The organism is Streptomyces sp. Tue6028 (assembly GCF_002300165.1).
Taxonomy (GTDB): domain Bacteria; phylum Actinomycetota; class Actinomycetes; order Streptomycetales; family Streptomycetaceae; genus Streptomyces; species Streptomyces siamensis.
On record NZ_MLCE01000016.1, the window covers coordinates 30,313 to 44,336 of the forward strand.

The 14,024-nt window shown below is 73.5% G+C and carries 7 protein-coding genes; 5 read left to right on the forward strand and 2 right to left on the reverse strand.

Annotated elements, in window-relative coordinates; genetic code table 11:
- Positions 1 to 312: 312 nt before the first annotated feature.
- Entirely contained in the window at positions 313 to 1,554 is a 1,242-nt protein-coding gene (locus tag BKI49_RS14655; RefSeq protein WP_095934712.1) for a serine/threonine-protein kinase, read from the reverse strand.
- A 179-nt stretch (positions 1,555 to 1,733) separates the two neighbouring features.
- On the reverse strand, positions 1,734 to 3,398 hold the full coding sequence (locus BKI49_RS14660; RefSeq protein ID WP_095934713.1) for a serine/threonine-protein kinase: 1,665 nt from the start codon (positions 3,396 to 3,398) through the stop codon (positions 1,734 to 1,736).
- 465 nt (positions 3,399 to 3,863) lie between these two features.
- Here BKI49_RS14660 and BKI49_RS14665 point away from each other — a divergent pair, with 465 nt between their 5' ends.
- The 5 genes from BKI49_RS14665 to BKI49_RS14685 all read left to right on the forward strand — a co-directional run bounded on the left by BKI49_RS14665 (position 3,864) and on the right by BKI49_RS14685 (position 13,949).
- Complete coding sequence (locus tag BKI49_RS14665) at positions 3,864 to 7,643, forward strand: FHA domain-containing protein (protein ID WP_095934714.1); 3,780 nt, start codon at positions 3,864 to 3,866, stop codon at positions 7,641 to 7,643.
- 269 nt (positions 7,644 to 7,912) lie between these two features.
- Positions 7,913 to 9,274 carry an ABC transporter substrate-binding protein gene (locus tag BKI49_RS14670; protein ID WP_095934715.1) on the forward strand — a complete coding sequence of 454 codons (1,362 nt, stop codon included), beginning with the start codon at positions 7,913 to 7,915 and terminating at the stop codon, positions 9,272 to 9,274.
- Between the two features lie 70 nt (positions 9,275 to 9,344).
- On the forward strand, positions 9,345 to 10,625 hold the full coding sequence (locus BKI49_RS14675) for a carbohydrate ABC transporter permease (protein WP_095934716.1): 1,281 nt from the start codon (positions 9,345 to 9,347) through the stop codon (positions 10,623 to 10,625).
- Positions 10,622 to 11,530, forward strand: coding sequence for a carbohydrate ABC transporter permease (locus BKI49_RS14680; RefSeq protein ID WP_095934717.1), 909 nt, complete (start codon positions 10,622 to 10,624; stop codon positions 11,528 to 11,530). The genes BKI49_RS14675 and BKI49_RS14680 overlap by 4 nt, the downstream gene beginning before the upstream one ends.
- A gap of 151 nt (positions 11,531 to 11,681) precedes the next feature.
- Positions 11,682 to 13,949, forward strand: a complete 2,268-nt coding sequence (locus BKI49_RS14685) for a bifunctional glycosyltransferase/CDP-glycerol:glycerophosphate glycerophosphotransferase (protein ID WP_095934718.1) — start codon at positions 11,682 to 11,684, stop codon at positions 13,947 to 13,949.
- Positions 13,950 to 14,024: the final 75 nt, after the last annotated feature.

Below are 14,024 nucleotides of genomic sequence, written 5' to 3' on the forward strand. Positions count from 1 at the left end.
GGGGACGGGACGGGCAGGGGCGGAGGGGGCGAGAAAGGGCCGTCGCCCAGCCCCGGCGCCGACCCCAGGGACGGCACCTCCGGGCACGCCCCTCCAAGGGCACCGCCCACGGGCACACGGCAACCCGGGGTCACGGCGAGGCGTGCGTCACGGCACCCCGGAGTCACGCGGAGGCGTACGTCACGGCAACCCGGGGTCACGGCGAGGCGTGCGTCACGGCACCCCGGAGTCACGCGGAGGCGTACGTCACGGCAACCCGGGGTCACGGCGAGGCGTGCGTCACGGCACCCCGGAGTCACGCGGAGGCGTACGTCACGGCGAGGCGGGCGCCGAGTTCTTCGTGTCCTGGGGCGTGCCGTCCGCGTCGTCGCCGGACACGGCGATCCAGGTCCCCACCCCGATCGCGGCGACGAGCACCGCCCCGGCGACCCCGAGCGTGATCCGCCGACGCCGGGCGGAGGCCCGATGGCGTGCGGAGCCCGGCCGGGGCGCCCCGGTGGCGCGCGGCGCGCGAGCGGTCCCGCGCGCACCCCCCGCCAGTTCGTCCGGAGCCGGCACCCGCATCGACGTGTGCGTGTCCCGGTTCGAGTCGGGCGCGGCCCCCGGCACCAGCGGCACCGCCCCGCGCCGCTGTCGCGCCACGGGTGCGGACGGCTCCGCCGTCTCCTCGTACGTCTCGTCCTGTTCCTCCGCCTCGGAGTCCGGGGAGTCGACGTCCAGCGGCGGCATCCCGGCGAGGAGCGGCAGCTGCTCCCGCAGCCGCGCGCCGAGCTCCGACGCCCGCAGGCGCGAGGCCGGCGCCTTCGCCAGGCACTGCACGATCAGCTGCCACAGCTCCTCCGGGATGCCGGGCAGCGGCACCACGGTCTCGGTGACGTGACGGCGCAGGACCGCCCCCGGGTGGCCGCCGCCGAAGGGCGTGAACCCGGCGAGCAGCTCGTACAGCACGGTCGCGAGGGCGTAGATGTCGACGGCCGCCCGCGGGGGCAGTCCCTCGATGATCTCGGGGGCGAGGTAGTCCGGCGTACCGATGATCTTCGTGGCGCGGGTCCGCCGGGGCGAGTCGATGAGCTTGGCCACCCCGAAGTCGGTGAGCAGGGCGGGGTGCGAGCCGCCGGGGCCGAGCGGGCCCTGCATGTCGAGCAGGACGTTCTCCGGCTTCACGTCCCGGTGGACGACGCCCGCGGCGTGCGCGGCGGCGAGCCCGTCCGCGACGTCGGCGACGATCGCGACGGCGGCCTCGGGGGCGAGGCGCCGCTCCCGGTCGAGGCGGGTCCGCAGGTCGGTGCCGCGGACCAGGTCCATGACGAGCGCGAGGTCGTTGCCGTCCACCACCAGGTCGCGCACCGAAACGACGTGCGGGTGGTCGAGTCCGAGCAGCGCGGTGCGCTCCTGCACGAAGCGCCCCACGAGCTCCTGGTCGGACGCGAGGTCCTCGCGCAGCAGCTTGATGGCGACGGGCCCCTCGGGACCCTCGCCCAGCCACACCGTGCCGGCGCTGCCTCGTCCCAGGATCTGGTTCGCGGTGTACCGGCTGCCGATCTTCCGTGCCAAGACTGCTCCTACAGACGCGTGGTTGCCGCTAAAAGTACGCGTCCGTGGCCCCAACCTTCACCGCGGAGACGGAAATCACCCGCCAGGTGTCGACAAATCACCAGAGTCGGCTTCCCCGAGGGCCGGACACGACAGACTCCGCCGGCGGAAGTCCGCCGGCGGAGGTTCCTGTCGCAGGGTCAGTTGCCGGACGAGCCGCCGCCGAGGTCACCGATCCATCCGGTGACGGTGTCGAACCACTCGCTCAGCTGGGCCCAGTAGCCCTTCGTGGTCCCGATCCACTCCTGGAGCGGGCTCAGCTCCCAGACCAGCCATCCGGCGACGAACAGGATGACGAGGGTGAACAGACAGCCCTTCAGGCAGCCGAGTCCCGGGATCTTCATCGGGTTGGAGCTGCGCTGACGGGGCTCGCGCGGCTGGCGCGGTGCCGGCTGCTGCGGCGGCGCGTACCGCTGCGGCTGGGGCTGCTGCTGGGGAGCGGGGGCGTAGCGCTGCGGCTGCTGCGGCGCGTACTGCTGCGGCTGCTGCTGGGGGTAGCCGTACCCGGGCGGCGGCTGCTGGCCGCGCTGGGGCCGCTGCTGCGGCCGCGCGACCTGGCGCTGCGGACGACGGCGCAGCGGGTCCTCGTTCGGGTCCAGGTACTGCACCTGGGTCTGTTCGTTGCGGTCGCGGGCCGCGCGCAGCTGGTTCTGCCAGGGGTGCGGGTCCTCGGGCTGTCCGCCCTGCCCGCCCGGCTGATGCCCCGGCACGGGCGGCATGACGGCGGTCGGGTCCGCCGCGCTGCGGTGCGGCAGGACGGACGTGGGGTCGGCGTCGCCGGTGTGCTGCATCACGCTGGTCGCGGCGTTCGGGTCGTACGCGCCCGCCGGGGCGCCGTGCGGCAGCACCTGCGTGGGGTCGGCCGCACCGGGCGTGCCGGGGACGGTCGCCGGTGCCGGATCGGGGGCGAGCAGCGCCCCCACGCCCTCCGCGGCGGCGATCTGCGCGGCGTTCGCGTGCACACCGACGCCCGCGGCCACGGCGCGCAGTCCGCGCGCCAGATTCTCGGCGCTGGGCCGCTCGTCCGGGTTCTTGCGCAGGCAGCGTTCTATGACGGTCCACAGCGGGTCCGGCACGGTCGACGGGCGCCGCGGCTCGGCGCTCAGGTGCTGGTGCAGCACTTCGAGCGCGGAACCGCCGGAGAACGGCGGGCGGCCCGTGACCAGCTCGTACAGCAGGATGCCCGCGCCGTAGATGTCGACCGCGGACGTCTGCGGACGTCCTTCCGCGGACTCCGGCGCGACGTACGCGGGCGTGCCGACGAACTCGTGCGTGCGCGTGAGGCCCGGGGAGTCGGCGAGCCGGGCGATGCCGAAGTCGGTCAGCATCGGGTGCATCTGGCCGTCGTCCTGCTTGAGCAGGACGTTCGCGGGCTTCAGGTCGCGGTGCACGACGCCGTCGGCGTGGCTGGCGGCGAGCGCGTCGGCGACCTGGGCGGTGAGCAGGGCCGCGGCGACCGGGCTGAAGGGCCCGTTCTCGCGGAGGTAGCGGTGCAGGTCGGGCCCGTCGACCAGGTCCATGACGAGCGCGAGCAGATCGCCCTCGACGACGAGGTCCCGCACCCGCACGATGTTCGGATGGGTCAGCCGGAGCAGCACCGAGCGCTCCCGCAGGAACCGCATCACGACATCCGCGTCGCTGGCGAGTTCCTCCTTCAGGACCTTGATCGCCACGGTCTCGCCGGGCTGGCCCGCGACGGCCGCCTCGGCGCCCGCCGTCTCCCTCTGGCGAGCCCGCCAGACGGTGCCTGTGGCGCCGCGCCCAAGCGGCTCCTCAAGGAGGTACTTGCTCCCTACCGGCCGCACGTCATGCGCTCCCTGTTGCTTGCTTGCCTGGTCCGTCCACCGTGATCACCGTGGTAAAGGTGTTCCGACCCACTCTAGTGCCGCCGTACGCGGCACCGGGCTGTCGTCCTCGTGTGCTTCCCATGGGTTCCACGCGCACCTGTGCCTCGCATAAGCGCTTACGTACGCGTTCCCGTACATGTTCGATGGAAAGACGCTCGGTCCGGTCACTTGGTTGCCGAACCCCGGACGTGACCGATCTCAAGCGGACACCGGTCGGGCACTGGTCAGGCACTTTTGCGGGCAGAGCCGACCAATCAAGATCACTTACGGGTGGGGGGCGGGCGTGTTGTCGGTGGCAGGTGCGAGGATGCCCTCAGTACTGGCCGACGTGCCCGTGTGCGGTGGGGGAATTCTGCGGTGGGGGACCGCAGCGCAGCCTCGTCCTCGTCGCGGACACCTGCGCGGAAGGGACCCCGGACGGCGATGCAGATCCGGCTGACCGTCGTAGACCCGCTGGGCCCGCCCTCGGAGCCACGGGGGCGAACCGCGGCCTGCGATGTGCTGGTGACCGCGCCCGCCGGGACGGCGCTGGCAGCGGTCGCGTCGGGGCTGGCCTCGGCGGTCGGCGGGGACGCGGGCGGCGCCCCGGCCGAGCGGGGACGGGACCTCGGGGGCGGCCCGGTCGTGCTGTACGCGGGCGCGGAGCGGCTCGACGCGCAGCGCTGCACGCTCGGCGAGCCCCCACTGACGGACGGCGCGGTGCTGTCCCTGGGCGCGCCCGCGGAACCGGGCCCCGAGGTGGACGACGTCGCCCCCCAGCTCCATGTGGTCGCGGGCCCCGACGCGGGCGGCGTCCACCTGCTGCACGGCGGCCAGATCCACATCGGCCGCTCCGCCGACGCGGACGTCCCCCTGGACGACCCCGACGTCTCCCGGCTGCACTGCGCGGTCACCGTCACCCCCGAGGGCCGTGTCTCGGTCTCCGACCTCGGCTCGACGAACGGCACCTCGCTGGACGGCGGCCCCGTCGGCACCCGCCCCGTCCGCTTCACGCCGGGCTCGCTGCTGCGCGTCGGGGAGTCCGCCCTGCGGCTTGCGCCGCCCGGGGGACCCGGGGCCCTGCGGACGGCTCCGGACGGGGAGGGCCATGTGCGGGTGACGGCGGCCGAGGCCGACGCCGACGGGGTCACCGCCCCGCGGGCGGACCCGACCGCCGCCGTGCCGCCCACGCGCGTGGAGGGCACCCCGGACGGGCGCACCGGCGGCAGAAGCGCCCCCACCGACACCCCGCACACGCATCACGCGTACGGAGCGGCCGAGTGGGGCTCCGCGGGCGGCGGGGTCCCGGGGGCCCAGGAGCACCGCCGCGGCGTCCCGGAACAGGGCGGGGCACCCGGCATCGAGAGCAGGCCCCGCGGCACCGGACCGGACGGTGCTCCGGCGTCCGCACCGCACACGGCGGGGGCACCGGGCCCGTCCGGAGCGGACGAGACCTCCGGCACCCGCAAGGGCACCCCGATGCGCGGCACGGACGTCCCTCTGGGCGTGCGCAGGCGGGGCGGCATCGGCGCGTGGGCCCGGCGGCTGGCCGGCGGCCGGCCCGGCCCGGCCGCGGCAGGACAGGACGTGTACGAGGAGGGGGAGGCCGCGGCGCGGGAACCGCTGCCCGCCGCACCCCGGTCCCCGGAGAGCTGGCCCGACCCCGCGACCCTGCTGCTCACCGCGCTGGGGCCGGGGTCCCGGCTGTGGGAGCGCGGCCCCGGGCACCCGGAGGCGCTCACGGTGCGGCTGGGCACGGCGGACCGGACGGCGCCGGACGGTTCGGGCCTGCTGCCCGTGGTGCCGGTGACCGCCGGTCTGCGGGAGGTCGGTTCGCTGGGCCTGGCCGGGCCGCGGGCACGACTGGCGGGTCTGGCCCGCGCGGTCCTCGCGCAGCTCGCCGCGCTGCACTCGCCGGACACCCTGGAGATCGTCCTGATCAGCACGGACCGCTCCCGCACGGCGCAGGAGCGCGCCGCCGAGTGGTCCTGGCTCGGCTGGCTCCCCCATCTGCGCCCGGCGCACGGCCAGGACTGCCGTCTCCTCCTCGCGTACGACCGCGAGCAGGCCACGGCCCGCACGGACGAGCTCCTGCGCCGCCTGGACGAGCAGCTCGCGGAGGCGGGCCGGGCACCGCGAGGCCGTCCGTACGCGGCCGGCGACGACACGGACGGCACCGCGGGCGCGGGCGTCCGACCCGCACCGGACGACCGTGCGGGCCGCCCGGCCACGGAGGACGGCGGCGTGCGCGGAGCGGCGCGGCGGCCCTCCTGGGCGCGGGACGACGACGCGGACGACGACCGCTTCGACGGGCCGTACACCGTGCTCGTGGTGGACGGCGACCCCGGCGGCGCGGACGTGCGGGAGGCCGTGGCGCGGCTGGTGCACGAGGGTGCGCGGGCCGGGATCCACGTGGTGTGCCTGGCCGAGACGGCCGCGGCATCGCCCGCGTCGCCGGTGACGGAGACGTACGAGGCGGCGTGCCAGGTGTCGCCCGCGTTCCGCGAGTGCGGCGCGGTCGCCCTGCTCAGCGGTGACGTGGCCACGGCGCTGCGCCTGCTGCGGGTCGCGCCGGGCGGTCCGGCCGGGCAGCGGCCGGACGGCACCCCGGATGCAACACGCGGCGAGGGCAGCGAGACCGGCCGGGGCGGACGCGGTGACGACGCGGCGCACCGCTCGCACGGGAGCGGCCGTGCGGCCGACGCCACGCACGCGGGCTCCGCGTACGGCGGTTCCGGGCTCGAAGGGACCGCGCACGGCGGATCCGATCACGGCGTGCCCGGTGCCTACGGCGGCACGCGCGCGGACTCGTACCGGTCCGCGGACGACACCGGTCCGTTCCGGGGCGGCCGGGTCTCCCCCGGTGGCACCGGACAGCTGCCGCGCGGCCCCGTGGGCCACGGCACGGTCGCCGCGGTCGACGCCGTGTCGGTCGCCTGGGCCGAGCGGTTCGCGCGGGCGCTCGCGCCCCTGCGCACGGACGGCACACAGGCCGACCGGCAGGCGCGGGTGTCGGCCCCGCTGCCGCAATCGGCTCGGCTGCTCGACGAGTTGGGGCTGGCGCGGGCCACCCCCGCATCGCTGATGACACGTTGGGCGGACGCGGCGGACGACACCGGGGCGCTCGGCGGGCGGGCCCGCGCCGTCCTCGGCGCCGGCCCGCGCGGGCCGGTCGCCGTGGACCTCGCCGTCGAGGGACCGCACCTGCTGATCGAGGGCCCCGCGGGCAGCGGCCGTACGGAGCTGCTGCGCTCCGTCGTCGCGGCGCTCGCCGCCGCGGAGCGGCCCGACCGGCTCGGGATCGTGCTGATGGACGGCCGGGACGCCACGGGCGGCCACGGCGCGGGACACCCGGCCCAGGCCGGCGAAGGCCTCCAGGCGTGTACGGACCTCCCGCACGTCACGACCCACCTCACCGCCAACGACCCGGTGCGGATGCGGGAGTTCGCCCAGTCCCTCAGTGCCGAGCTGAAGCGGCGGGCCGAGCTGCTCGGACGGGTCGACTTCACGGAGTGGCACACCCGACGCCGGGTGCCGGGCCGCATCGTCGCCCAGCGCTCGGCCCCGTCGTCGCCCGCCGTCACCTCCGGTGGCGCGACGGGCGGCGCCCCGTCCGGTGCCGCGCCCGGGGCCGCCGATCTCGACACGCCGCCGAGCTCGACGCTACGGCTGCGGCCGGCCGCCGCGCGGGAGCGCACCGAGCCGGGACCGCCGCTGGCCCGGCTCGTCGTGGTGGTCGACGACCTGGACGCCCTGCTGGCCCCCGCACTCGGGTCGCCGGGCCGTCCCGCGGCCGGTTCGGTCATACGGGCCCTGGAGGCGGTCGCCCGTGAGGGCGAGCGGCTCGGCGTGCACCTCGTGGCGGCGTCCGGCACCAACAGCCGTACGGAGGCGTCGGAGTTGGCCCGTTCCGCCGCGTTGCGCATCACCCTCGACACGGCGTCGCCGGGGCCAGAGGAGCCGGCACCCGGCCGGGGCAGCCTGCACCGCCCGGACGGAAGGGAGACACCGTTCCAGGGCGGCCGGGTCACCGGGCGCATCCCCCGGACGGCCACCCTACGTCCCACGGTCGTCCCCCTGGAGTGGCAGCGCATGGGCGACCCTCCGGCCCGTCGCCCCGTCCGCGAACTCGGCAACGGTCCGACGGACCTGGCCCTGCTCGCCAGCGCGCTGGAGCGTGCGGCGCGCTCGGTCTCCGCGGCCGAGGTGCCGTCGCTGCTCTAGTCACCGGTGCGTCCGGGCACGGGATGGGGGGTGAGCGCCACGGCTCTCGCCCCGCCCTCCGGTGCCCGGGCATTCCGCTTGCCGACCACCGCCCGTCCGAGGGGCGCGTCCGCGCGCACCCGCCGTACGGGTGGGAGCACGTCACGACCCAATCACGATCGCTCTCTTGACAGCGCAGGCGCCCTTGCAGCTTTCAAGCCACCGGGCGTAGACCAGATCGCACGGGACAGCGCTCAGACGTTCGACGAGGCTCGAAGAACGGGGCAGTGATGCGCAGCAATCTTCGTACACCCAGGGCCGCTCAGGCCGCCGCGGCCGCCGTCGTCGCGGGCACTCTCATCCTCACCGCGTGCGGCGGCGGCGACAAGGACAAGGACAGCGGCGGGAAGGAGAGCGGCGGCAGCGGCTCCGTCTCCCTTCCCAAGCTCGACGGGGCCAGCCTGGAGGTCGCCGCCGTGTGGACCGGCTCCGAGCAGGCCAACTTCAAGAAGGTGCTGGCGGAGTTCGAGAAGCGCACGGGCGCCAAGGTCACCTTCGTACCCGCGCAGGACCCGATCATCAACTTCCTCGGTTCGAAGATCGCGGGTGGTGCACCGCCGGACGTCGCGCTGCTCCCCCAGGTCGGTGCCATCAAGCAGGCCGTCGACAAGAAGTGGGCCAAGCCCGTCGGCAGCGAGGCCCAGGCCCAGCTCGCGAAGAACTACTCGCAGGGCTGGCAGGACCTCGGCAAGGTCGACGGCAAGCAGTACGGCGTCTACTACAAGGCGGCCAACAAGTCCCTGATCTGGTACAACAACAAGGTCTTCGAGAACGCGGGGGCCTCCGAGCCGAAGACGTGGAAGGACTTCCTCGCCACGGCCCGGACCGTGTACGACTCCGGCGTCACCCCCGTCTCCGTCGGCGGCGCCGACGGCTGGACCCTCACCGACTGGTTCGAGAACGTCTATCTCTCGCAGGCCGGACCGGAGAAGTACGACCAGCTCGCCCAGCACAAGATCAAGTGGACGGACCCGTCCGTGAAGGACGCGCTGACCACGCTGGCCGAACTGTGGGGCAACAAGGACTACATCGCGGGCGGCCCGGACGGCGCGCTCCAGACCGAGTTCCCGGCCTCGGTGACGCAGACCTTCACCGGCGGCGACCAGCCGAAGGCGGGCATGGTCTTCGAGGGCGACTTCGCGCAGGTCAACATCGCGGAGACCAAGGCGAAGGTGGGCACGGACGCCAAGGTGTTCCCGTTCCCGGCGGTCGGCGACAAGGCGCCCGTCGTCAGTGGCGGTGACGCGGCCGTCATCCTCAAGGACTCCAAGGCCGCGCAGGCACTGGCCACCTTCCTGGCCTCCCCGGACGCGGCGACCGTCCAGGCGAAGCTCGGCGGCTACCTCTCCCCCAACAAGGGCGTCGCGCCGTCCGCGTACCCGAACGCGGTGCAGCAGAAGATGGCCAAGGCCCTGATCGCCGCCGGGGACGACTTCCGCTTCGACATGTCCGACCAGGCCCCGCAGGCCTTCGGCGGCACACCCGGCAAGGGCGAGTGGAAGGCCCTGCAGGACTTCCTGAAGAACCCGAAGAACGTGGCGGGGACGCAGGCGAAACTGGAGGCGGACGCGACCGCGGCGTACAAGGGCTGATCCGGCGATGACGTCGGCTACGACGGGAGGGGCCTCCGGGGCCCCTCCCGCGGCACCGCGGCACAAGAGCGTGACCGGCACGCGCAGAACGGTGGTGGCGCTCTTCCTGCTGCCCGCGCTGGTGCTGCTCGGCGCGCTCGTGGTCTACCCGATCGGGTACTCGGTGGTCCGCAGCTTCTACGACCAGTCCGGTGACGGCTTCGCCGGGATCGACAACTACAAGTCCCTGTTCACCGACGACGGCATCCGCGCCGCGCTGAAGAACAACATCATCTGGGTGGTGTTCGCCCCGACGGTCGCGACCGCGCTCGGTCTGATCTTCGCGGTGCTCACCGAACGGGTGCGCTGGGGCACGGCGTTCAAGCTGGTCGTCTTCATGCCGATGGCGATCTCCATGCTCGCCGCGGGCATCATCTTCCGGCTGGTCTACGACCAGGACCCGGAGAAGGGCGTCGCGAACGCGGTGTGGGTGGGTGTGCACGACACCTTCGCCGAGTCGTCGGCCTTCCCGAAGGCCCATCCGGGACGGCAGTCGCCGCTCCGGCCCGACCAGGGCGGGTTCATCACCAGGCAGGCCGTCCGGGCCGGGCAGCCGGTCGCCCTCCCGCTCGTCGGCGTCGCCCCCGACCAGATGCCCGGCAACGCGCAGAAGGCCGCGCAGGCGAGTTCCGAGCCCGGCAAGGTCACCGGCACGGCCTGGCAGGACTTCACCCGCGGCAAGGGCGTGGGCAGGCTCGGCCAGGTCGACGCGAGCGAACTCGGCTACCCGGGCATGAAGATCGAAGCCGTCAAGGACGGCAAGGTCGTGGACTCGGCGAAGGTCCGTGACGACGGCACCTTCACCCTCTCGGACAAGGCCGACGGCGCGCTGCTCCGCCTCCCTGCGGACAACTTCCGCGAACCGTACAACGGGCTGGACTGGCTCGGCCCGTCGCTCGTCACTCCGGCCATCATCGGCTCGTACGTGTGGATGTGGGCGGGCTTCGCGATGGTGCTGATCGCGGCGGGGCTCGCGGGTGTGCCGCGTGAGCTCCTGGAGGCGGCGCGGGTGGACGGCGCGAACGAGTGGCAGGTGTTCCGCAGGGTCACCGTGCCGCTCCTCGCACCCGTGCTCGCGGTGGTCACCGTGACGTTGATGATCAATGTGCTGAAGGTCTTCGACCTGGTCTTCATCATCGCGCCGGGCTCGTCGCAGGACGACGCCAACGTGCTGGCCCTGGAGCTGTACCGCAAGGGCTTCTCCGAGGACCAACCGGGCGTCGCGAGCGCCATCGCGGTGTTCCTGCTGCTGCTCGTGATCCCGGTGATGCTGTTCAACGTCAGGCGGCTCAGGCGGGAGGTGCGGCGATGACGGCGCACACCGGAAGTCTCACGAAGACGGCTCCCGCCGCGGAGTCCGGTGCGAAGAGGTCGCTGGGCGCCCGGCTCGCCGAGGGCGTGAGCGGCGGACTGCTGCGGGTGTTCCTGATCGTGGTCGGCCTGTTCTGGCTGGTGCCGACGATCGGGCTGCTGCTGTCCTCGCTGCGCGATCCGCAGGACATGAGCGCGAGCGGCTGGTGGAAGGTCTTCACCGAGCCGTCGCAGCTCACCGTGGACAGCTACCAGAAGCTCCTGGAGAACGGCGACATCACCGACTCGCTGGTGAACACGGTGCTGATCACGGTGCCGGCGACCCTTCTCGTCGTGGTGATCGGCGCGCTCGCGGGCTACGCCTTCGCCTGGATGGAGTTCCCGGGCCGCGACTGGTGGTTCCTCGGCGTGGTCGGCCTGCTGGTGGTGCCCGTGCAGGTGGCGCTGATCCCGATCGCCGAACTCTTCGGCAAGATCGGCATCTTCGGGTCCGTGATCGGGGTGGTCCTGTTCCATGTGGGCTTCGGTCTGCCCTTCGCGGTGTTCCTGCTGCGGAACTTCTTCGCGGAGATCCCGCGGGAGCTCCTGGAGGCGGCCCGGCTGGACGGTGCGGGTGAACTGCGCCTGTTCGTGCGGGTCGTGATGCCCCTCGGCGGTCCGGCGATCGCCTCGCTGGGGATCTTCCAGTTCCTGTGGGTGTGGAACGACATGCTGGTCGCGCTGGTGTTCTCCGACTCGGGCAGCCAGCCGATCACGGTCGCGCTGCAGACCCAGGTACGCCAGTTCGGCAACAACATCGACGTCCTGGCCCCCGGCGCGTTCATCTCGATGGTCGTCCCGCTGGCCGTGTTCTTCGCGTTCCAGCGTCAGTTCGTGTCCGGCGTGATGGCGGGTGCCGTCAAGTAGGACACCGGAAAGCGCAGTTGAGGGGCGGGCCGGACACCGGCCCGCCCCTCGGCGTTCACCCGGCATCCCCCGGATGCCACATCTGGCGTAACCAAGTCACCCCTTCGGCCGTTCCCGGGCAGGTATGCCCGCGCCGACCCATGGATGTCCCGTGCCCAGGTTCAGTGTCATCGTCCCCGCGTACAAGGTTCAGGCGTACCTGCACGAGTGCCTGCAATCAGTGCTCGGACAGTCCTACCCGGACCTCGAACTCATCGCCGTGGACGACTGCTCACCGGACGCCTGCGGCGCGATCATCGACGAGTTCGCGGCCCGCGACCCCCGCGTGCAGGCCCTGCACCTGCCCGAGAACGTGGGCCTGGGACGCGCCCGCAACGCGGCCCTGGAGCACGCCACCGGCGACTACCTGATCTTCCTGGACAGCGACGACACCCTCACCCCGGACGCGCTGCGCGCCATCGCCGACCGGCTGAAGGAGACCGCCGAACCGGACGTCCTGGTCTACGACTACGCGCGCACGTACTGGTCCGGCGAGGCCGTCCGCAACCAGTTCGCGGGGCAGCTGACCGAGGAGGGCCCGGCACCGTTCCGGCTCGACGACCGGCCGGGGCTGCTGCGGGTCCTGATGGTGGTGTGGAACAAGGCGTACCGCCGGGAGTTCGTCGAGCGGGAGGGCTTCACCTTCCCTCCCGGCTACTACGAGGACACGCCCTGGACGTATCCGGTGCTCATGTCCGCCGAGTCGATCGCCACGCTCGACCGGGTCTGCGTCCACTACCGGCAGCGGCGGCACGGCAGCATCCTCGGCACCAGCAGCCGCAAGCACTTCGACATCTTCGACCAGTACGACCGGGTCTTCGCGTACATCGACGCCCGCCCCGAACTGGCGCACTGGCGCCCGGTCCTGTTCCGCCGCATGACCGACCACTTCTCGACGGTGTTCCTCAAGCGGGGCCGGCTGCCGCGCGGCTCGCGGGCCGAGTTCCTGCGCAAGGCCCGTGTCCACTACCGCCGTTACCGCGCCCCGGGCGCCCCCGTCCGGCCACGCACCCGGGTGCGGCACACGCTGGTCGGCCTGGGCGCCCACCGCACGTATCGCCTGCTGTCCCTGGCGTCACGCTCGCGCCGCCTGGTCCTGCGCCGGTGCTCCGCCCTGCTGCGCACCGTACGGGCGGCCGCGCTCCAGCTGCACTACCGCGTCCAGCTCCGCCTTCCGCTGCGCTCCGACCGCGCCGTCTTCTCCAGCTACTGGGGCCGCGGCCACGGCTGCAACCCGGGCGCCCTGGAGGCCGCCTTCCGCAGCCACGCCCCGCACATCACCACCGCGTGGATCGCGCACCCCGAGCACCACCACACGATCCCGGCCGCGACCCGCCGACTGCGCCCCGGCACGGCCGCGTACTGGACGGCACTAGCCCGCTCCAAGTACCTGGTGAACAACGTCAACTTCGACCGGAGGCTGGTCAAGCGGCGCGGCCAGATCATGATCCAGACACAGCACGGCACCCCGCTCAAGCACATGGGCCTCGATCTCCAGGACCGCCCGGCGGCGGCGCGCGGCACCGACTTCGCCGAGCTGCTGCGCAGCGCCGACAAGTGGGACTACTGCCTGTCCGCCAACCGCCACTCCACACTGGTGTGGGAACGCGTCTTCCCGTCCTCCTTCACGACGCTGGAGTACGGCATGCCCCGCAACGACGTGTTCCAGCAGGCGACTTCGGCGGACGTGTCGAGGCTGCGCGAGTCGCTCGGCATCCCGCAGGGCACGGTCGCCGTGCTGTACGCGCCGACGTACCGGGACTACCGGCGCACCCAGCGGCGCACCCTGGACCTGGAACGCGTCCTGCGCCGGCTCGGCCCGCGCTTCGTGGTGCTGACCCGCGCCCACCACTCGTACGAGGCGCCGCTCGCCCAGGCGGCCGGCGGGCGGCTCATCGACGTGTCGGACCATCCGAGCGTCGAGTCGCTGTGCCTCGCCTCGGACGCGCTGGTCACCGACTACTCGTCCCTGATGTTCGACTACGCGAGCCTCGACCGGCCGATCGTCGTGCACGCCGACGACTGGGAGACGTACGAGGCCTCCCGCGGCACCTACTTCGACCTGCGGGCCTTCCCGCCGGGCGCGGTCGCGCGCAGCGAGGACGAACTGATCGACATCTTCGCCTCCGGTCACTGGCGCGGCTCGCGCTCGTCACAGCTGCGGGCCGCGTTCCGTGACCGGTTCTGTCCCTACGACGACGGACAGGCCGCCGAACGCGTGGTGCGCCGGGTGGTGCTCGGCGAGAGCGCCGGTCTGCCGCCGTTCGTCCCGGTCGCCGACCGCCACCCGGTCCCCTCGGCGATGGCCGCCCGCCCGACGGCCGCCCTCACGACCGTCCCGGCACCGGGTGGTCCCGTCCCCGTCACCGAGAACCTCTGAATCGGAGGCCACGTGCCCTCCAGCTCGTCGCGACCCACCCCGACGCGACCCACCACGTGGCGGCCCACCGGACGC

Excerpts from the sequence above, each read along its gene's own strand:
- BKI49_RS14665 (WP_095934714.1), top strand. The coding sequence starts at position 3,864 with ATGCAGATCCGGCTGACCGTCGTAGACCCGCTGGGCCCGCCCTCGGAG.
- BKI49_RS14670 (WP_095934715.1), top strand. The coding sequence starts at position 7,913 with ATGCGCAGCAATCTTCGTACACCCAGGGCCGCTCAGGCCGCCGCGGCC.
- BKI49_RS14680 (WP_095934717.1), top strand. The coding sequence starts at position 10,622 with ATGACGGCGCACACCGGAAGTCTCACGAAGACGGCTCCCGCCGCGGAG.